The sequence below is a fragment of the Klebsiella sp. CN_Kp075 genome, from assembly GCF_040065055.2.
Taxonomy (GTDB): Bacteria; Pseudomonadota; Gammaproteobacteria; order Enterobacterales; family Enterobacteriaceae; genus Klebsiella; species Klebsiella aerogenes.
This window is the reverse complement of record NZ_CM198050.1, coordinates 2,699,549-2,716,431: the sequence shown is the minus strand read 5'-3', so window position 1 is coordinate 2,716,431 and position 16,883 is coordinate 2,699,549. Positions and strand designations below refer to the sequence as shown.

21 protein-coding genes and 1 pseudogene are annotated in these 16,883 nt (G+C 53.4%); 10 read left to right on the top strand and 12 right to left on the bottom strand.

Annotated elements, in window-relative coordinates; translation table 11 throughout:
* Nucleotides 1-12 precede the first annotated feature (12 nt).
* Genes ABLV78_RS12995 through ABLV78_RS12980 form a run of 4 tightly spaced genes read right to left on the bottom strand, consistent with a single transcriptional unit; the run spans nt 13 to nt 3,310 of the window.
* On the bottom strand, nt 13-672 hold the full coding sequence (locus ABLV78_RS12995; protein WP_161798788.1) for a methionine ABC transporter permease: 660 nt from the start codon (nt 670-672) through the stop codon (nt 13-15).
* Complete coding sequence (locus tag ABLV78_RS12990; protein ID WP_072251602.1) at nt 669-1,460, bottom strand: methionine ABC transporter ATP-binding protein; 792 nt, start codon at nt 1,458-1,460, stop codon at nt 669-671. Before ABLV78_RS12990 ends, ABLV78_RS12995 begins: the two co-directional genes overlap by 4 nt.
* Nucleotides 1,457-2,263, bottom strand: a complete 807-nt coding sequence (locus ABLV78_RS12985) for a MetQ/NlpA family ABC transporter substrate-binding protein (protein ID WP_047048206.1) — start codon at nt 2,261-2,263, stop codon at nt 1,457-1,459. The genes ABLV78_RS12990 and ABLV78_RS12985 overlap by 4 nt, the downstream gene beginning before the upstream one ends.
* Nucleotides 2,264-2,281: 18 nt before the next feature.
* On the bottom strand, nt 2,282-3,310 hold the full coding sequence (locus tag ABLV78_RS12980; RefSeq protein ID WP_047048210.1) for an isopenicillin N synthase family dioxygenase: 1,029 nt from the start codon (nt 3,308-3,310) through the stop codon (nt 2,282-2,284).
* Between the two features lie 296 nt (nt 3,311-3,606).
* On the opposite strand from ABLV78_RS12980, the gene ABLV78_RS12975 reads away from it, so the two are divergent.
* A complete protein-coding gene (locus tag ABLV78_RS12975; RefSeq protein WP_047048980.1) occupies nt 3,607-3,882 on the top strand; it encodes a VF530 family protein in 276 nt (91 codons plus the stop codon).
* A gap of 6 nt (nt 3,883-3,888) precedes the next feature.
* On the opposite strand, the gene ABLV78_RS12970 is transcribed toward ABLV78_RS12975, so the two are convergent.
* Complete coding sequence (locus ABLV78_RS12970) at nt 3,889-4,848, bottom strand: AraC family transcriptional regulator (protein ID WP_047048213.1); 960 nt, start codon at nt 4,846-4,848, stop codon at nt 3,889-3,891.
* 105 nt (nt 4,849-4,953) lie between these two features.
* On the opposite strand from ABLV78_RS12970, the gene ABLV78_RS12965 reads away from it, so the two are divergent.
* On the top strand, nt 4,954-6,153 hold the full coding sequence (locus ABLV78_RS12965) for an MFS transporter (protein ID WP_047048216.1): 1,200 nt from the start codon (nt 4,954-4,956) through the stop codon (nt 6,151-6,153).
* A 193-nt stretch (nt 6,154-6,346) separates the two neighbouring features.
* Here ABLV78_RS12965 and ABLV78_RS12960 read toward each other — a convergent pair whose 3' ends face one another.
* Nucleotides 6,347-6,595 (bottom strand): hypothetical protein, encoded by a 249-nt coding sequence (locus ABLV78_RS12960; protein WP_015366686.1) that lies wholly within the window; start codon nt 6,593-6,595, stop codon nt 6,347-6,349.
* Nucleotides 6,596-6,870: 275 nt separating this feature from the next.
* Nucleotides 6,871-7,854, bottom strand: coding sequence for a zinc-binding dehydrogenase (locus ABLV78_RS12955; protein WP_052668029.1), 984 nt, complete (start codon nt 7,852-7,854; stop codon nt 6,871-6,873).
* Nucleotides 7,855-8,028: 174 nt separating this feature from the next.
* Here ABLV78_RS12955 and ABLV78_RS12950 point away from each other — a divergent pair, with 174 nt between their 5' ends.
* Nucleotides 8,029-8,943, top strand: a complete 915-nt coding sequence (locus ABLV78_RS12950; RefSeq protein ID WP_047048220.1) for a TIGR03571 family LLM class oxidoreductase — start codon at nt 8,029-8,031, stop codon at nt 8,941-8,943.
* Here ABLV78_RS12950 and ABLV78_RS12945 read toward each other — a convergent pair.
* Nucleotides 8,940-9,824, bottom strand: a complete 885-nt coding sequence (locus ABLV78_RS12945; RefSeq protein ID WP_015366683.1) for an SDR family oxidoreductase — start codon at nt 9,822-9,824, stop codon at nt 8,940-8,942. The genes ABLV78_RS12950 and ABLV78_RS12945 overlap by 4 nt on opposite strands.
* 460 nt (nt 9,825-10,284) lie before the next feature.
* On the opposite strand from ABLV78_RS12945, the gene ABLV78_RS12940 reads away from it, so the two are divergent.
* The 5 genes and pseudogenes from ABLV78_RS12940 to ABLV78_RS12920 form a co-directional block, all read left to right on the top strand.
* The gene (locus tag ABLV78_RS12940; protein WP_047048223.1) at nt 10,285-10,470 is read left to right on the top strand and encodes a con-10 family general stress protein; all 186 of its coding nucleotides are present in this window, start codon (nt 10,285-10,287) and stop codon (nt 10,468-10,470) included.
* Nucleotides 10,471-10,558: 88 nt separating this feature from the next.
* Nucleotides 10,559-11,059: a YciE/YciF ferroxidase family protein gene (locus tag ABLV78_RS12935; protein WP_047048227.1), complete on the top strand. Its 501-nt coding sequence runs from the start codon at nt 10,559-10,561 to the stop codon at nt 11,057-11,059.
* Nucleotides 11,060-11,085: 26 nt separating this feature from the next.
* Nucleotides 11,086-11,301: a hypothetical protein gene (locus ABLV78_RS12930; RefSeq protein ID WP_032705768.1), complete on the top strand. Its 216-nt coding sequence runs from the start codon at nt 11,086-11,088 to the stop codon at nt 11,299-11,301.
* A 24-nt stretch (nt 11,302-11,325) separates the two neighbouring features.
* Nucleotides 11,326-11,832: a ferritin-like domain-containing protein gene (locus ABLV78_RS12925; RefSeq protein WP_047048229.1), complete on the top strand. Its 507-nt coding sequence runs from the start codon at nt 11,326-11,328 to the stop codon at nt 11,830-11,832.
* 264 nt (nt 11,833-12,096) lie between these two features.
* Nucleotides 12,097-12,681, top strand: a pseudogene (locus ABLV78_RS12920) (alpha-amylase family glycosyl hydrolase); the annotation flags it as partial.
* A 28-nt stretch (nt 12,682-12,709) separates the two neighbouring features.
* On the opposite strand, the gene ABLV78_RS12915 reads toward ABLV78_RS12920, so the two are convergent.
* From ABLV78_RS12915 to ABLV78_RS12905, 3 genes are all read right to left on the bottom strand, one after another.
* Entirely contained in the window at nt 12,710-13,696 is a 987-nt protein-coding gene (locus tag ABLV78_RS12915) for an SDR family oxidoreductase (protein ID WP_226473397.1), read from the bottom strand.
* Between the two features lie 309 nt (nt 13,697-14,005).
* Nucleotides 14,006-14,452 carry a DUF421 domain-containing protein gene (locus tag ABLV78_RS12910; protein WP_045394445.1) on the bottom strand — a complete coding sequence of 149 codons (447 nt, stop codon included), beginning with the start codon at nt 14,450-14,452 and terminating at the stop codon, nt 14,006-14,008.
* 11 nt (nt 14,453-14,463) lie between these two features.
* Nucleotides 14,464-14,967, bottom strand: coding sequence for a hypothetical protein (locus ABLV78_RS12905; RefSeq protein ID WP_047048243.1), 504 nt, complete (start codon nt 14,965-14,967; stop codon nt 14,464-14,466).
* Nucleotides 14,968-15,111: 144 nt separating this feature from the next.
* Between ABLV78_RS12905 and ABLV78_RS12900 the strand changes: the two genes are divergently transcribed.
* Together ABLV78_RS12900 and ABLV78_RS12895 are read left to right on the top strand one after the other, a co-directional pair.
* Complete coding sequence (locus ABLV78_RS12900) at nt 15,112-15,516, top strand: YdeI family stress tolerance OB fold protein (RefSeq protein WP_045394442.1); 405 nt, start codon at nt 15,112-15,114, stop codon at nt 15,514-15,516.
* A 15-nt stretch (nt 15,517-15,531) separates the two neighbouring features.
* Nucleotides 15,532-15,696, top strand: a complete 165-nt coding sequence (locus ABLV78_RS12895; RefSeq protein WP_072251600.1) for a hypothetical protein — start codon at nt 15,532-15,534, stop codon at nt 15,694-15,696.
* 37 nt (nt 15,697-15,733) lie between these two features.
* Here the strand turns inward: ABLV78_RS12895 and ABLV78_RS12890 are convergent, their stop codons facing one another.
* Nucleotides 15,734-16,879 carry a trans-sulfuration enzyme family protein gene (locus ABLV78_RS12890; protein WP_047048246.1) on the bottom strand — a complete coding sequence of 382 codons (1,146 nt, stop codon included), beginning with the start codon at nt 16,877-16,879 and terminating at the stop codon, nt 15,734-15,736.
* Nucleotides 16,880-16,883 lie beyond the last annotated feature (4 nt).

The window sequence follows — 16,883 nt, the reverse complement described above, 5'->3', positions numbered from 1 at the left end:
GCGAATGAGAGCTTAGCGGCGATGGGCAAGCTGTCGTACCAGCCTGTCGCCGATCATTTGTACGCCCTGAACCATCACCACCAGAATCAGTACCGTACCGACCATCACCTGATCGTTAAAACGCTGATAACCATAGCGAATCGCCAGGTCCCCAAGACCGCCGCCGCCAATGACGCCCGCCATCGATGAAAAGCCAATCAGCATCACGATAGTCAGGGTGATCCCGGCAAGCAGGGTCGGTAGCGCCTCCGGCAGCAGCGATTTAAAGATAACGTGCCACAGATTACCGCCCATCGACAGAATGGCTTCAATGCGCCCGTAATCCACTTCATCCAGCGCGTTTTCGGTCAGCCGCGCGAAGAACGGAAATGCGCCGATGGTAATCGGCACGACGGCCGCGGTGCTGCCCAAGGTGGTGCCGATAATCAAACGGGTGAAGGGGATCAGCGCAATGAGCAGTACAATAAACGGCAGCGATCGGCCAAAATTTATAATCGCCCCCAGCAGCGCATTCAGTTTCGGCATCGGCGCCAGGCCGTTGCGCCGGGAGACAAACAGTAACACGCCGACCGGCAGGCCGATTAAGATGGTAAACAGCGCCGCCAGCCCCACCATATAGAGGGTTTCAAGGCTGCCTTCCCATAATAAGGGCCATAAATCTTCCCAGCTCATGCGACTACGCATAAAGGCCTCCCGTGAAAGCCGTGGCGGGCAAGGAAATCTTGCTCCGCCTGCGGATTATGCAGTAACGACTGACGTAATATGGACCACGGCGCCACCAGCAGATCGGCGATTTTCCCGCTCTCGATGACTTCGCCATGCTCCAGCAGCGCCGCGTGATCGCACAGCGTTTTGACGACTTCCAGCTCATGGGTAATAAGCACGATAGTCAGATTGAGCCGCTGATTGATATCGGCCAGTAACGCCAGCACCGAGGCGGTGGTTTCCGGATCGAGGGCGCTGGTTGCTTCATCGCATAGCAGCACATCCGGGCCGGCCGCCAGCGCGCGGGCGATGCCGACGCGCTGCTTTTGACCGCCGGAAAGCTGGGATGGAAAGGCGGTTGCTTTATCCGCCAGTCCAACCAACTCCAGCAACTCGAGCACGCGTTCGCGGCGCGCACGTTTGTCGACACCGGCGATTTCCAGCGGTACCGCGACGTTGTCAGCCACGTTGCGGGCATGCAGCAGGTTGAAGTGCTGGAAGATCATTCCGGTGCGCAGACGGTGCTGACGTAAACCGGCTTTGTCTAACTGAGTGATATCCTGTCCGTTCACCACAATCCGGCCCGTAGAGGGCCGTTCGAGTAAATTGAGACAGCGGATCAGCGTGCTTTTGCCTGCGCCGCTGCGCCCGAGAATGCCATAAATCGCGCCTTTCGGGATCTGCAGCGACACGTCGTTCAACGCCGGTCGGCCTGTTCCGGCATAGGTTTTACTCAGCCCGACGACCTCAATCATGATTGCGGCGCTACCGGGATAACCGAGCCGTTATAGTTTTTGTGAATAAACTCGGCAACCTGCGGTGAGGTGAGATCTTTGGCCAGCGCTTTAATGCGTGGGTCATTAGCCAACTGCGGCGTCGTCACCAGGATATTGGCGTAGGGGTTGTTGTTCGCGCTCTCCAGTCCTAACGCATCTTTCGCCGGTACCAGTCCCGCCTCCAGCGCGTAGTTGCCGTTAATAACCGCTAAATCGACATCGTCTAATGAACGCGGGATCTGCGGTGATTCAATTTCGAGGATCTTCAGATGTTTGGGGTTTTCCACGATGTCTTTCGGGGTGGCTAACGTGGTCGCCGGGTTGGTGAATTTAGCGCCGAGTTTGATTAATCCCTGGCTTTGCAGCAGGAACAAGGCGCGACTGAGATTGGTGGTGTTGTTCGGCACCGCGACGGTCCCGTTTTCCGGAACGGAATTAAAGTCTTTGTGCTTACGGGAATAAATACCCAGCGGTTCAATATGCACTGTGGCAGCGACGGCAAAAGTCTTACCCAGCGCTTTTTCCTGGTCCTTCAAATAGGGAACGTGCTGGAAGTAGTTGGCATCAACATCGCCATTCGCCAGCAGTTCGTTGGCGTTGACGCCGCTGGTGAGTTCGACCACTTTGATATCGAGGCTGGGATCGATTTTTTTGATGTAATTGAGAATCTCAGCGTGCGGCACCGGGTCAGCGGCAACGCGCAGCGCGGCGGCCTGGGCGGATGTCCATGCCAGAGAAAGAGATAAAGCGACCCCTGCCAGTTTGAATGCGGCATATTTCATGTTGTTATCCTTATTAAATTAAACGATCAGTTGCTCAGTACGTTCGCGAAAAACATCCTGGTAATAACGTTCGGCGACGTCCGGGTGGGAACGCAGCCGCCCTTTGAGGTAATTCCAGCCAACATCCCGCAGCAGCGGATTTTGCGGATCGCTATCCGGGCCGAGCGCTTCCTGCGCCAGATGGGCGGGCAGGCGGTACACCGGCACCACGGCATCGAGCTGCGCGCCAAGAAAGAAGGCGATAGAGAGACGTTCCTGTTCTGCCGGCGGCGAGACCACGCGATGAACGGTGGCGCGCAGATAACCATTAGTCGCCAGCTCAAGCAGCTCGCCGATATTTACCACAAAGCTGCCCGCCAGCGGCGTGGCATCGATCCAGCGGTCCGGCGCGACTTCCACCTGCAGTCCTTTTTGCTCGTCCTGTAACAGGAAGCTTAAGAATCCGGAATCTTTATGCGCGCCGACGCCCTGGGCGCTTTTCGTTTCACGCTGTCCGGGGTAACGAATCAGTTTGATATGTTCATTCGGTTTATCGCCATACAGCGCGTCAAAGGCGTCGGCAGGCAACTGTAGCGCTTCGGCAAACGCGCGCAGCAAGGTCATCCCGACACCGGTCATCGCCTGCTGCCAGCCCAGTAGAGTGGGTTTCAGTGACGGTAGCGCGGCGGGCCATAAATTCGGTCCCTGCAGGCGCTGCCAACGTGGCGCGTTTTCGGCGAGAGTTAAAGCCGGGCGTTCAGCGCCGATATCAAACTGTTCGCGCCAGTCCGGCTGGCCGCGAGTGAGCTCGGAAGCCGCGCGGTTATAGCCGCGAAAATGGGGGGAGTGAATCATCGCCACCTGCTGCTTTTCGCTATCATCAAGGGCAAAAAAGCGTCGCGCCTGGCGTTGAACTTCAGTTTGCAATCCGGCGTCCACGCCGTGATTAATAAGATAAAAGAAACCAATATCGCGAGCGGCCTGGCGGAGGTCGGCAAGAAAACCGGCCTTTTCAGCAGGATTGGTATAGCGGGCCAGATCGAGAATCGGCAAAGTCGTGGCGTTCATTGTGTTCTCCGAAAACGGGGTACGGGTCATTGGCTATTGAGTGATTCTGGGTTCGGCAACAACAACGGCGCATGATGATTTCCTCTGTCGGGTAGATGCGCTCAGCTTGCCTTAGCGCAATTTTTTCGACCAATAACGTTCTTTTCTAATTTATGACCGCGGTGGGTTCAGTGCTTTTGCGAAAAACGGATAAGGAGAGAGGAAACCGCGTGGACGTGATGTAAAAAAGTAGCGGGATGTTGCATGATGCCGCCGCGGTCCGTATGGTGAGCGAAATTTTTCATGCAGGAAAGACAATGCACACGTCAAAAGATCCGCTTCACGGCGTGACGCTCGAAGCGTTACTCACTGACCTTGTGGCCAGATATGGTTGGGATGAACTGGCCCGACATATCAAAATCAACTGTTTCAAAAGCGATCCGAGCATTAAGTCGAGCCTGAAATTTCTGCGCCGCACGCCGTGGGCGCGTAAAGAAGTCGAAAACTTTTATCTCGATTCGCTGGAAGGGCTTATCGACAAATCTACCGCCTCTGCCGACGCTGGCCCGTGGGCCAACTGGCAGAAGAAGTAACGCTTATCAGGTTACCGCTTGTTCATTGACCCCATTGCGCAGCGCTCCCGGCGCTTTGCCGGTAATGCGTTTAAAAGCGCGGCTAAACGCGGCGAGCGAGTTGTAGCCGAGGCGGAAGGCGACTTTTTCCAGCGCTTCGCCTTCGTGGCTGATGTACTGCACCGCCAGGCGCATGCGTAATTCCGTCAGGTAGCGGGCCGGCGTGGTACCGGTGGCGGTGAGAAAACGTTCGGCGAATACCGAACGCGACAGGCCGGATTCGCGGGCTAAGTCTTCTACCTTCCAGTTGACGCCGGGCTGCTGATGCATAGCGTATATCGCGCGCGATAGCTTCGGGTCGCGCAGTACCTGTACCCAGCCGGTGGCGTTACCGCAGCCGCATTCCACCCAGGCGCGGACGATCAGCGCCGCGACGACGTCGGCGAGACGTGCCAGAATGCCGGCATAGCCCACCTGACGCGTCAGGGATTCACGCTCCATTGCCGCCAGCAGCGGCTGGATTTCCGGGCGGGCGTTTAACAGGCTACTGACCAGCATCACCTCCGGCATGGCCCGAACCAGCGGCTGCATTCCGCCTAATTCAAAATCCATACAGGCGCTGAAGATCACCGCATTTTCTTCAGTATTAACGCAGCCCGCGTTTTTGACGCAGGAAACCGTCCCGCAGACCGGTTTGCTGTCGAGCTCCATCACGTTCACCCGCGCGGCTTTGCTATCTGAGAGCAGAGCATGCGCATCGCTATTGGGAATAAACACCGCATCGCCGCTCTCAAGCGAGAACTGTTTACCGTTGCTCATTTGTAGCAGCAGCGGGCCGCGGCTGACGAAATGAAACTGCGCTTTGCCAGGAACCGAATTAAACTCCACGCCAAAAGGACGAGAGGTTTCAATCCGTCGGTATTTCACTCCCGACAGCCGCATGCCCTGTAACAGCTCGCTGGTCAGATCTAACGTTTGCAGGCTCATCTTTTTTTCCGGACGAATAATCAATAATTGCAGAGTATGTATCATATATCGTCTTAACGGAAGCCACTAAGCTTGGCGAATGTTAATGATTCTGGAGAGATGTATATGAGTTCTTGCATTGTCGCTGAAGAGAGCGCGATTAACGCCCGTCCGGCGTGGCGCGCCGTGTATGCGCTGGCGCTGGGGGTCTTCGGCCTGATCGTCGCTGAATTTCTACCGGCCAGTTTACTGACGCCAATAGCCAGCAGCCTGGGCGTGAGTGAGGGGATGGCCGGACAGGCGGTGACCGCCACGGCGTTAATCGCTCTGGTGACGGGGTTGTTGATTACCTCTGCAACCCGCAATATCGACCGGCGTTGGGTGCTGATGTTCTTTTCCGTATTGCAAATCATCTCCAGTCTGATCGTAGCCTTTGCCGGTTCACTGGAGTTCCTGCTGCTGGGACGCCTGCTGCTTGGCATCGCTATCGGCGGCTTCTGGGCGATGTCGACGGCGACGGCGATGCGGCTGGTACCGGCGGCGATGGTGCCGAAAGCGCTGGCGATTATCTTCTCGGCGGTGTCGATTGCCACCGTAGTGGCGGCGCCGTTGGGTAGCTATCTGGGCGCGCTCATTGGCTGGCGTAACGTCTTTATCATCTGCGCCGTACCGAGCCTGGTCGCGCTACTGTGGCAGCTATGGGTACTGCCGTCGATGCGCCCGGAGAGTGCTGGCAGCTTTAGTACGCTCTTTAAGGTACTGCGGCGGCCGGGAATGGTTGGCGGTCTGCTGGCTTCGATTTTGATTTTTGGCGGCCACTTCGCTTTCTTTACCTATCTGCGGCCATTTCTCGAAACCGTGGCGCTGGCAAGCGTAGAAGGGGTATCGTTGATTTTGCTGGGGTTCGGCGTGGCCAACTTTATTGGCACCTCGCTTGCCGGGCATCTGCTGGCGCGCAGTTTGCGGATGACGCTGGCGCTGGTTCCACTGGCGATGAGCGTGCTGGCGCTGATGATGGTGCTGTATGGTCATATTGCGCTACTCGATGGTCTGTTGGTCGCCCTGTGGGGATTTGCATTCGGCCTGGTGCCGGTGGCCTGGTCAACCTGGCTTGCCACCACGGTACCGGATGAAGCGGAAAGCGCAGGGGGATTATTAGTCGCGGCGATCCAACTGGCCATTAGCGCCGGGGCTGCCGGCGGTGGGGCAATATTTGATATCAGCGGCGCCAGCGGCGTATTTACCGGCAGCGGGCTGTTATTATTAAGTGCCATGCTGATTGTCTTTATTGGCGTCAGGGTGACGCCGCCGGTCAGTAACAATTAATGATTAAACGCGCCGACTGGCGCGTTTATTTTTCTTCAGGCGCAGCGAGTACTCATTTTATTATTATAAAACGAGCGGGTAATTGATGAGTTGAAAACTATGTATGCTTTCCCGCATGAATGCGGTTGCTGGCCTCAGCGTTTTGTCAGGTGGCTTCCATCACAGATTGGGCGCTATGTTATTAATTATTCTGTTAAATAGCATCTGTCAGTTGGTCAACGATAACTTTACCGCTGTTATCAAACTGGGTAATACGAAAATTAACGTTCCACGAGCGACGAGTATTAAATTTATCAAACAGGGAGACGCGGCCTTTTTTCTTACCCTCTTTATTGAGGATCACCCACTCAGTCACTTCGGTATACTGCTGGCTAGGTTGATGACCGCTTTGTTGTTCAACTAATTGGTCTTCAGAATCCAGTTTTAAATAATCGCGTAACATTTTGCACCTCTTTGTTAATGTTTTTTTAACGTTACTCCTTTTTTTGATTCTTTCAATCTGAGTTTTTAATCGATGTGTGTGACTATTAGTCGGCGATCTAGCTGGTATATTTTTGCTAATCACTCTGCTGAATATCAGTTCATTGTGACCATCCTGCACCAGACCAATCTAAGGACGCGAAGCGATGGATGCCTCATCCAGCGGAAAGGGCCCGTTGGATTTGGCATCGATTACCCGGTTTTTGGGATTGAGGTTATTCATCGTGCTGATGGATATTACAGCACCGCTACGTACTTAATACCGTTATTGTTCTGTTTTAGCCTTTCCAGCGCCTGCGGGATCTCGTCGAAGCTGACGCTTTCTATCGGCGGCATCACCAGTTCGCCGCGGCCGATCTGCTGCAGCATGCTTTCCCCGGCCTGACGTAATCGACTCCACTGTCTCTGGGTACCGTAAGGATGGATTGCCGCCAGCGCAACCTCATGTAAAGAGATACTGGTAGTAAACGCCGGTAGCGGCGCGTGCTCGAGCCGGTCCTGTATACAGACCAGATGGCCGTAGTAGCCGAGCAACCCGGCAAGCGAAAGGGCATTTTGCTGGTTTACGGTATCGAAAGCGGCGTACAGCGATTTACCCGCCAGCGCGCGTTTTAACTCCTGCGGCCACGAGGTATGGTGATAATCAAAGGCCTGAATCACCCCGCGAGCCAACAGTTTCGCGTGATGCGTGGCGCTGGCCGTGACGTAGACGTTAGCGCCGCTCTCAATCAGTAACTGGCTTAAGAAACTGCCGGCAGCGCCGCCGGCGCCGCTGACCAGTACATTCTCGCCAGCCGGAAGGGGGATCTTTTGCGCTGCCTGCCACGCCGTCAGACCGGGGCACGGCAGCGCCGCAGCGGTGAGGTCGCTGATGTGGTCGGGAACCGCAATCACCGCCTGGGCGCTGACTAACGTATGGCGGGCAAAGCTACCGTCAAAACGCAGGTCGGTGTGATACATCACACGCGTGCCGGGACGAAGGTGGCGGGCGTTGCGGCCAACGGCGGTAATCACCCCCATACCGTCGACGCCGGGGATCTGATCCTCCTGCCAGGCGTCGGAGAGACCGGCCATCAGCTTCCAGTCGACCGGATTAAGGCCAATGGCGCGGTTCTCGATCAGCACCTGATCGTCAGCGGGTGTGACTAACGTTTTCTCATGGCGTTCGAGCAGAAGCGGGGAGGCGTGCTTTTTCCACAGCCAGGCGTCGGTTTTTATCATTGATTCTTCCTCTGGTGTTGGTGAGCTATCCATTTAAACAAAATCAGAACTCAAGATAATTCCATAAATAGCAATTATCTATTGCGATTAGTGCTGTTTATTGCAATAGCATTCCATGAAACACTTTGCTCATATTTTCAACGTGATACCGCCAGGCGGTTGACGGAGTGACCTATGAGCATCGAAAAATTAACCCAGCAGCCGCTAACGATTGGCGTTGAACTGCCGCTGGACAATGACTGGTCAACAAGCGGACAGCTAAAACGGCAGCGCGACGGGCGACCGTTTGGCGTGCCGGATATGAGCGAGCACGCGGAGCGCATTAAACTGGCGGATACGCTCGGTTTTCGCGCCGCCTGGATCCGCGATGTTCCGCTGTACGATCCGCAGTTTGGCGACGCGGCTAACGTCTTTGAAGCCTTTACCTACCTCGGCTATTTATCGAGCCTGACGCAAAATATTTTACTGGGCACGGCGGCGGTTGTGTTGCCGCTACGTCAACCCTGGCTGGTACGTAAAGCCGCCGCCACGGTGCAGGCGCTCAGCGGCGACCGGCTGCTATTGGGCATCGCCAGCGGCGACAGGCCGGTCGAATACCCGCTATTTGGTGAAGACTACGCCAGCCGTGGCGAGCGTTTCCGTCACGGCGTGAGCGTGCTGAAGGGGGAGACCGATCGTCAACTGGAGCCGGGCCTGCAGTTATTGCCAGCCAAACCGACTCCGCCGCTGCTGGTTGCTGGTTTGGCGCAACAAACGGCGCAATGGGTAGGCAGTAACATGGATGGCTGGCTTGCCTATCCAGGTCAGCCTGACGAGCACGTTAACCGCGTCAGGCTATGGCGCCGGGTAGCGGGCGAGAAACCCTATATCAGCTTCATCCATCTGGATCTGCAAGATGACCCCAATGCGGCTATTCAGCGCCATCGTTTTGGCATCAGCAGCGGCCGCCATGGTCTCATTCAGGAATTGAATGCGATGCGCGATGCCGGCGTGAACCATATCGGCCTGCATTTCCGCCGTAACCAGCGTCCGCTGGCCGAGACGATGCAGGAGATTGGCGAACTGGTGCTGCCGGCATTCCATCATTAAAGTACGCCGTCACCGCCGTCAGAACACCAGACCTGGCCGGAGGCATACGAGCAGGCATCAGAGGCGAGGGTGACATACAGCGGGGCGATCTCAACGGGTTGCCCTGGCCGCCCCAGCGGCGTATCGCCGCCGAAGTTTTGCACTTTTTCTGCCGGCTGTCCGCCGCTTGACTGCAGCACCGTCCAGTACGGGCCGGGAGCGACTGCATTGACCCGGATCCCACGCGGCCCTAACTGCTTGGCCAGCGATTTGGTGAATGCCACCAGGCAGGCTTTGGTCTGGGCGTAATCCAGCAGAATTGGGCTCGGTTTAAAAGCCTGGACCGAAGAGGTGTTGATAATCACGCTTTGGGCTTTGAGGTGCGGTAGCGCGGCTTTGGTTATCCAGAACGGCGCATAGACGTTGGTTTTGAAAGTAGCATCGAAATCGGCGGTGGTGAGTTGCTCAATTTTTTCACAGTATTGCTGACGTCCTGCATTATTCACAACAATATCCAAACCGCCAAGACCGCTTACCGCTTTTTCCACCAGCGTTTCACAGAAGGATTCCACGCGAATATCGCCCGGTATCGCCACCGCGGTACGGCCTTCCGCTTTGATAAGCGCGATGACGGCGTCCGCATCGCTCTGTTCTTCCGGCAGATAGTTAATGGCAACATCCGCGCCCTCGCGGGCAAAGGCGATGGCCACGGCGCGACCAATCCCGGAATCTCCGCCGGTAATCAGCGCTTTCTTACCCTGTAGCCGTCCTGAACCGCTATAGCTGACTTCACCATGATCCGGTGTGGGTTCCATTTCGGCGGCCAGGCCGGGAGGCGTTTGCGGTTGATCGGGGAAAGGGGGTTGTGGCCAATGGTTGGTACGCAGTTTGTCATTATCCATAGCAATCTCCTTCACAGAAAAGAGTAATGATAGAAGACATGCGGAAGTTTTTAAAAATACAGCTGGAGTCTAAATAGATATATTCCCGGTTTTTACGAGGCAACTGTTTGATATAAGAGGTTTTGCAAACTGATTTCATTGCTGTGGTTTTTAGGATTATTCAATGATGAAATGTTTCGAATTATAATCTTTAACATTTTTTACATTACACTTTTTATCTCGACGGGATAGTTTTTTATTTATCCTGCGGTTGCGTTTATTTCTCTCATAAAATATCACCTTATGCCGCTAAGTTGTTATTTTGCGGCTTCGCCATTTATTGTTTGATTAATTTTGTGGTGGCTTTTAATTAATTATTAGTGAATTGCTTTTTTTAGTGATTACGCCATGCTTAGTTTTCGACGGCGATGATTTAGACCGATAAATCATCATTAACTAACCGAGCTAAAAGGTAACCATTATGGCAGAACATAGAGGCGGTTCAGGTAATTTCGCAGAAGACCGGGATAAAGCATCTGAGGCCGGACGTAAAGGCGGTCAGCACAGCGGCGGGAATTTTAAAAATGACCCGGAACGTGCATCCGAAGCCGGTAAAAAAGGCGGTAAAAACAGCCATGGCGGCGGCCGTAAATCCGGTGGTAGTTAGTTTGTGAATATAAATGATTTGATCTGGAAACTGCTGTTAAAAATACCCTGCGGGTCATCCGACCCGCAGTTTTTAAAAGGTGTGATTTATGAAAATTCAAACCATTGAAGATATTTTTACCCATTTATTATCGGATACCTATAGCGCGGAAAAACAGTTAACCCGCGCGCTGGCTAAACTATCCCGCGCCAGCGCATGTGAAGAGCTACAAACGGCATTCAGCGCTCACCTCGAGGAAACTCAGGGCCATATAGAACGTATCGATAAACTCCTCGAACAAAATGATCAAATTCGCCTGAAACGGATGAAGTGCGTGGCGATGGAAGGGCTTATCGAAGAGGCCAACGAAGTGATCGAAGCGACGGAAAAGAACGAGATCCGCGATGCTGCGCTGATAGCCGCCGCGCAGAAAGTTGAACACTATGAAATTGCGGCCTACGGTACGCTGTGTACGCTGGCAGAGCAACTCGGCTATAAAGCCGCGGTGAAACTGCTGGCGGAAACGCTGGAAGAAGAAAAAGACGCTGATATGAAATTAACGTACATCGCCGTTGGACACGTCAATCAGGATGCCCAACAGTCCGCTTAATCCTATCTAAGGCATCAGGCAAAAAAATGAGTCTTAGTCCGGTTGTAATAAAAAGGTGTCATCTCGTCGCGGCGATAATGTGGTTTGTACTTGCTATACCGTCGGTAATATGGTGGAAAGACAGTGTCCTGTGGGTCATCATTATTAGTATTTATGCAAATATTGTCGGCCACTTATCCGGGTATAGCGCAGCGCGAGCCGACCAGGCCGCAGAAGAAAATGAAGATAAGGCTGAAGAGTAATTATCTTTTTATAAAGAGGTTGTTATGACTGATATTGAAAACTATCACGATTGGTTGCGTGACGCGCACGCTATGGAAAAGCAGGCTGAATCAATGCTTGAATCAATGGTAAAACGAACCGACAGCTACCCGGAATTATGTACCCGCCTTGAGCAGCATCTTTTTGAAACCCGTCGGCAAATTACCGTGCCGGATGATATTATTGCGCGCAATAATATTTCCCGCTCGGTTCTTAAAGACTCAATGAGTAAAATCGCCGCGATGGGACAATCTATTGGTGGAATGTTTCCACAAGATGAAGTGGTGAAAGGGGTGATCAGCGGTTACGTTTTCGAGCAGTTTGAGGTCGCCTGTTATACCTCCTTATTAACCGCCGCGCACAAGGTCAACGATCATGATTCGATTGCTGATTTAGAAAGTATTCTGGCGGAAGAAAGAGGCATGGCCGAATGGTTGCTGCATCATATACCCGATATTACGGAGCAATATATTATTCGCTCCGAAACGCCGGGTTTTGATGCCAAGCGTTAGCGGCAAAAGGTTTATAAATGATACGCCTCCTTGCCATCTTGTCACGAATTAACCAAAGCTCGCTGGCTCTAACGAGGGCGGAAAAGCAGATTATGTTAGAGATAAATTTCAGCGAGCACTGTCAGTGTCCGTCATTGACCCCGAGGCAGCAAATGATGGTAGATAAACTTGCCACACGTCCGAAGCCTGCGCAGAGAAAATAAGAGCTTATACCTCGGGTATGCTTCGGGCGCTCGTGATGTTCTGCTGATACGAGGGGGAATAATGCCTCGCCAACCGTGGTTTCAAAACGCTGTAATTTATCAGGTTGATACCTCGCTGTTTTATGATGCCAATGGTGATGGCTGTGGCGATCTGGCCGGGATAAGGCAAAAACTCTATTACTTACGTAGCCTTGGGGTGACGGTATTGTGGTTAACCCCCTTTTATCTGACCCCATTTCTCGATGACGGTTACGATGTGCAGGATCATCTGCAGCCCGATCCGCGTTTTGGGCAAATTAGCGACGTTATTCGACTGATTGATGACGCGCGCGAATTGGGGATACGCGTAATCATCGAGTTGGTTATCCAGCATAACTCTTCGCAACATCCCTGGTTTCAAGAGGGGCGTAAAAACAGGCATTCTCCTTTCCGGCAATATTATCTCTGGGCCGATTCGCCGCCCGAACAGGACGATCCGCCAATGTTTCCCGGTGTCGAAAAGAGCGTCTGGCGCTGGGATCAACAGGCGGGACAGTATTATCGCCACATGTTCTATCGCCACGAGCCGGATCTCAATCTGGTGCACCCTCCGGTGATAGACGAAATTGACAATATTGTGCGTTTTTGGCTACGCGTAGGGATTACGGTTATCGCTGATTTAGCCGCCAGCACGATTAACGGCGCTTGCGCGGGCGGCGTAGTAGTCCGCGTAATATCATCAGTCCAAATGCGATCCCTACGCCAGATGCGACTTTACCAGGCAAATCGGCGCTGACGTTAAATGAACGCTGGCGAGCGCCGGCGCTAAATGTCCCGCGAGAGCTGTGCTCGCCCCGCACGGCAGAATAGAGATCGTCTGGCTTTTCGCTACGTTTTGCTTGCGCTGTCAGCTGACCTTCCCAGGCTTTGTTAACCATCAGGCGGTCAAGTAGTGAAGGGAAGAAAAACTGGCCAACGATGGATTGAATGGTGCTTTTACCTACCCACAATTCGCGAACGGGGCGCTGAACGACGCTGAAAATCGCCTCTGCCGCCACCTCCGGCTGATAAACCGGGGGAACGGGCTGCATCTCTTTATCCATTTTATTCCTTGCCCAACCAAACTGTGTCGTATTCATTCCGGGCAGTTGCACCATGGTTAATTGGATCCGGCTGCGTTGATGCATCAGTTCGGTTCGCACTGCATCGGTAAATCCGCGAATCGCCGCCTTCGCGCCGCAATACGCCGATTGCAAAGGGATGGAACGCCAGGCAAGCGCGGAGCCCACCTGGATTATTATCCCGCGGTTTCTGGGGCTCATGACCTCCAGCGCGGCGCGTGTGCCGTTGACATAACCCAGATAGGTCACCTCCGTCACACGGCGAAATTCCTCATCACTCATCAGATGGAAGGGCGCTAACACCGTGGCCATGGCATTATTGACCCACACCTCAATGGCGCCGAGCTGGGTTTCGATTTCTGCCGCGGCCTGTCGCAGCGAGCGGGCGTCAGCGACATCAGCGCTGATAACCTGCGTCCGCACGCCGAACTGGCGGCATGCGTGTTCGGCCTCCTGTAACCCACTTTCATCGCGCGCAATAATCGCCACGTCATAGCCGGCTTTCGCAAAGCGTAGCGCCGTCGCTTTACCGGCGCCCGCACTACCGCCGGTGATAACCATTACCGTCATAGTCGCCTCGATTGGTCTGAACATGGCATTTCGCCATGGTGTATTGGTCATGAGTAATTGAGTATTATTGATTCATTGCTGGCTGGTGGTCGGAAATATCTGAGAGTACTTATTATGGCTAACAAGCGACATTATTTATTATGGCAATGGATAAATTTCGTGGTAACGCTACCTTTATAATTCAATGCCGCAAGGTTGGAGGTGGTATGTATATTAATTATGTTACTGAAAAAGAAGAAGACGACCCGACACGGGCACCTGAGTCGGGCGATAAACAACCGGAACGTGATAAGTAACGTCTCACGTTTCGGTCGGAATAATTGAAATCTGGCCGTTACGTTCGAGGATCGCAAATTTAATCTTCTCAAGTTGATATATACCATGGTGCTGTCGCGCGGCGAGCAATATGTCATCCACAGAGATATTGACCATTTTCATTTTATCGTCAGCGACAACACCATTTTCTACGACGATCGTCGGCGAACCATCAAGATAATTCTCAGCCTGCGAAAAGCGTTTCTTAATATAGCCAAATAAAATATCTACGCTGACCAGCGTGACAATCGTCAGCATTGAACCGGTGACAGAATAGTCGGTACTGAGCATGGCCTGCTGGGTGGCCTCACTGATAATCAGCAGTAAAATCAGATCAAAACTGGTGAGTTGCATAAGCGTTCTTCTGCCAGCAACTTTAAAAATAATCAATAAGATAAGATAGATTGCGACAGCTCTGAGCACCATTTCCATCGTTGTGGCTCCTACGGAAAGACAAATTGGTTAAAGGTGACGGCGGGTTGCTGATTCGCCTGCAGTGTCGTGGAAAGGTTGCCGAAAGTTTTTGGCGTGATGGATAACCACACTGAAAGCGGCGCGCCACGGCTATTTTCATTGTAAACCAGGATCAGATGACCGTTAGCGCTGTACATTTTATCGGGCTGCGGTCGAATATCGCCAATTTGGTAATGGCTTAATAACGTGGGTGAAAAATCCACTGAGGTATGAGCGAGGCTACTGTTTTTCACCTGAATATTGACTTCGGTTTCGCTCATTAGTCTGGCAAAACGGTCATAGTCTACCGTTAACGATGAAGCGGAATTCTCATGATGGGCGGAACTCAGGATGCCAGATGAAAATAAACCGCATAATGCAGCAATGATAATAATGGCGAGAAAAACCACCCCGTAGCGCCGGAAGTTATACTCGAAGCGTAGCGCCTGTAGATTCTCGTTTATCTCTGGCGGATCCTGTTGATTATTGTCCATTATTTGGGCTCCAGCATGATGTTTATATTTAACGCAGCGATAGCGACGTTGTTATTTTAGCTGATATCAGAATTATTGACGTTGTTAAAATCGCTATCAGCGGCCAGACTTTAATAACAGTCTGCTGACATGAAAGGTGAAATAATGAGGAAAAAGCTAATCGCGACACTCTGTTTGTTACTCACCGCTGGCGTCTGGGCTGAAGAAAAGGGCGGTTTTAAAAACGATGCCGCGCCGCCGCCACCGCACCAGCTGGACGACGGCTATCGCGGTATGGAGGATGGCCGGATTATGACCATTGAGCAGGCGAAAACCATGCACGACGGCGCGACTATTTCCCTGCGCGGCAATGTGATTAAGCATGAAGGCGACGACCGCTATCTGTTCCGTGATAAAACCGGCACCATTGCAGCCATTATTCCGGCAGCCGTTTTTGATGGTCAGGAAATCAAGCCGGACAAACTGGTGAGCATTAACGGAAGCCTGGATAGCAAAATGACGCCGCCGCTGGTGCGGGTTGATAAGCTGCGCCAACAGGCGCCCAATTAACCGGAGAGCCAGACGATGAGCAGAGCGCATCACTATGAACTGGATAAACGCGGTAAACACCCGGCGCGCGAAGAGCCGGGTAAACACGGTGAGATCCCACGTAAACGGGATGATAGCGACGATCACAAAAGCGATCCCTATCATCCGACGGAAAACGCCAAAGCGGTATGTTTCTGCTGAGGCTCATGATACCCCGCGCGGTGCGCGGGGTTAGCGTTTACTCACGTAACGCGTTTCGCCAGTCAGCAATCAGGTCTTGCGGATCTTCAATACCTACCGAGAGTCGGATCAACTGCGGCGTTATGCCATTCGCCAGCCGCTGTTCCAGCGGAATGGAGGCGTGCGTCATGCTGAATGGCTGGCTCACCAGGCTTTCCACGCCCCCCAGGCTTTCCGCCAGCGTAAATAACCGTAGTTTTTTGATGATGCGCCCGGCGTAGTCATCATCTCCTTTGACCACAACGGAAATCATACCGCCTGGCAGGGCCATCTGTCGGCGAGCCAGATCGTGATGAGGATGGCTGGCGAGCCAGGGGAACCACACTTTCTCGACCTGCGGCTGCTGCTCCAGCCATTCCGCCAGCAGCAGAGCGTTGCTGCTATGACGTTCCACCCGTAGAGCCAGGGTGCGAATGCCGCGCAGGGTCAGGAAGCTGCTGAATGGGTCAAGTACGCCGCCGACGGCGTTTTGCAGATAGCCCAGCTTCTCGGCCAGCGCGGGGTTGTCGCCAACCACCGCCAGACCGGCAACCACGTCCGAGTGGCCGTTGAGATATTTGGTCGCCGAATGCACCACGATATCAAAGCCCAGTTCGATAGGGCGATGAATGATCGGTGAGGCGAAGGTATTATCGGTGACGCTGATAATGTTATGTCGACGGGCAATCGCGGCGATGGCGGTAAGGTCCGCCAGCTTTAATAACGGATTGGTCGGCGTTTCTACCCAAATCATCCGTGTATCAGGGCGGATTGCGGCTTTGATGCCTGGCAGATCGTCAGGTTTGACCCAGGTGACCTGTAACCCGGCACTACGACGGCGAACATTTTCAATCAGTCGGTATGTGCCGCCATAAACATCATCTACCGCTACCAGGTGGCTGTTCTTATCCAGCAGTTCCAGTACCGTGGAAATGGCTGCGAGGCCTGAAGCGAAAGCAAAACCCCGGCTACCGCTTTCCAGCTCAGCGATGGCCGTCTCCAGCGCGTGGCGGGTCGGATTACCGCTACGTGAATATTCATAGCCGGTATGCTGGCCCGGCGCGGGCTGGGCAAAGGTGGAGGTGGCATAAATCGGCGGCATCACCGCGCCATGCTGGTCGTTAAAAATGCCGCTATGGACGCTGAGCGTCTGTAGGTTTTTCATGTTC

Bases quoted from the DNA above. Each gene is read 5' to 3' on its own strand.
- ABLV78_RS12995 (WP_161798788.1), bottom strand. From the start codon at position 672: ATGAGCTGGGAAGATTTATGGCCCTTATTATGGGAAGGCAGCCTTGAA.
- ABLV78_RS12990 (WP_072251602.1), bottom strand. From the start codon at position 1,460: ATGATTGAGGTCGTCGGGCTGAGTAAAACCTATGCCGGAACAGGCCGA.
- ABLV78_RS12985 (WP_047048206.1), bottom strand. From the start codon at position 2,263: ATGAAATATGCCGCATTCAAACTGGCAGGGGTCGCTTTATCTCTTTCT.
- ABLV78_RS12980 (WP_047048210.1), bottom strand. From the start codon at position 3,310: ATGAACGCCACGACTTTGCCGATTCTCGATCTGGCCCGCTATACCAAT.
- ABLV78_RS12975 (WP_047048980.1), top strand. From the start codon at position 3,607: ATGCACACGTCAAAAGATCCGCTTCACGGCGTGACGCTCGAAGCGTTA.
- ABLV78_RS12970 (WP_047048213.1), bottom strand. From the start codon at position 4,848: ATGAGCCTGCAAACGTTAGATCTGACCAGCGAGCTGTTACAGGGCATG.
- ABLV78_RS12965 (WP_047048216.1), top strand. From the start codon at position 4,954: ATGAGTTCTTGCATTGTCGCTGAAGAGAGCGCGATTAACGCCCGTCCG.
- ABLV78_RS12960 (WP_015366686.1), bottom strand. From the start codon at position 6,595: ATGTTACGCGATTATTTAAAACTGGATTCTGAAGACCAATTAGTTGAA.
- ABLV78_RS12955 (WP_052668029.1), bottom strand. From the start codon at position 7,854: ATGATAAAAACCGACGCCTGGCTGTGGAAAAAGCACGCCTCCCCGCTT.
- ABLV78_RS12950 (WP_047048220.1), top strand. From the start codon at position 8,029: ATGAGCATCGAAAAATTAACCCAGCAGCCGCTAACGATTGGCGTTGAA.
- ABLV78_RS12945 (WP_015366683.1), bottom strand. From the start codon at position 9,824: ATGGATAATGACAAACTGCGTACCAACCATTGGCCACAACCCCCTTTC.
- ABLV78_RS12940 (WP_047048223.1), top strand. From the start codon at position 10,285: ATGGCAGAACATAGAGGCGGTTCAGGTAATTTCGCAGAAGACCGGGAT.
- ABLV78_RS12935 (WP_047048227.1), top strand. From the start codon at position 10,559: ATGAAAATTCAAACCATTGAAGATATTTTTACCCATTTATTATCGGAT.
- ABLV78_RS12930 (WP_032705768.1), top strand. From the start codon at position 11,086: ATGAGTCTTAGTCCGGTTGTAATAAAAAGGTGTCATCTCGTCGCGGCG.
- ABLV78_RS12925 (WP_047048229.1), top strand. From the start codon at position 11,326: ATGACTGATATTGAAAACTATCACGATTGGTTGCGTGACGCGCACGCT.
- ABLV78_RS12915 (WP_226473397.1), bottom strand. From the start codon at position 13,696: ATGGTTATCACCGGCGGTAGTGCGGGCGCCGGTAAAGCGACGGCGCTA.
- ABLV78_RS12910 (WP_045394445.1), bottom strand. From the start codon at position 14,452: ATGGAAATGGTGCTCAGAGCTGTCGCAATCTATCTTATCTTATTGATT.
- ABLV78_RS12905 (WP_047048243.1), bottom strand. From the start codon at position 14,967: ATGGACAATAATCAACAGGATCCGCCAGAGATAAACGAGAATCTACAG.
- ABLV78_RS12900 (WP_045394442.1), top strand. From the start codon at position 15,112: ATGAGGAAAAAGCTAATCGCGACACTCTGTTTGTTACTCACCGCTGGC.
- ABLV78_RS12895 (WP_072251600.1), top strand. From the start codon at position 15,532: ATGAGCAGAGCGCATCACTATGAACTGGATAAACGCGGTAAACACCCG.
- ABLV78_RS12890 (WP_047048246.1), bottom strand. From the start codon at position 16,879: ATGAAAAACCTACAGACGCTCAGCGTCCATAGCGGCATTTTTAACGAC.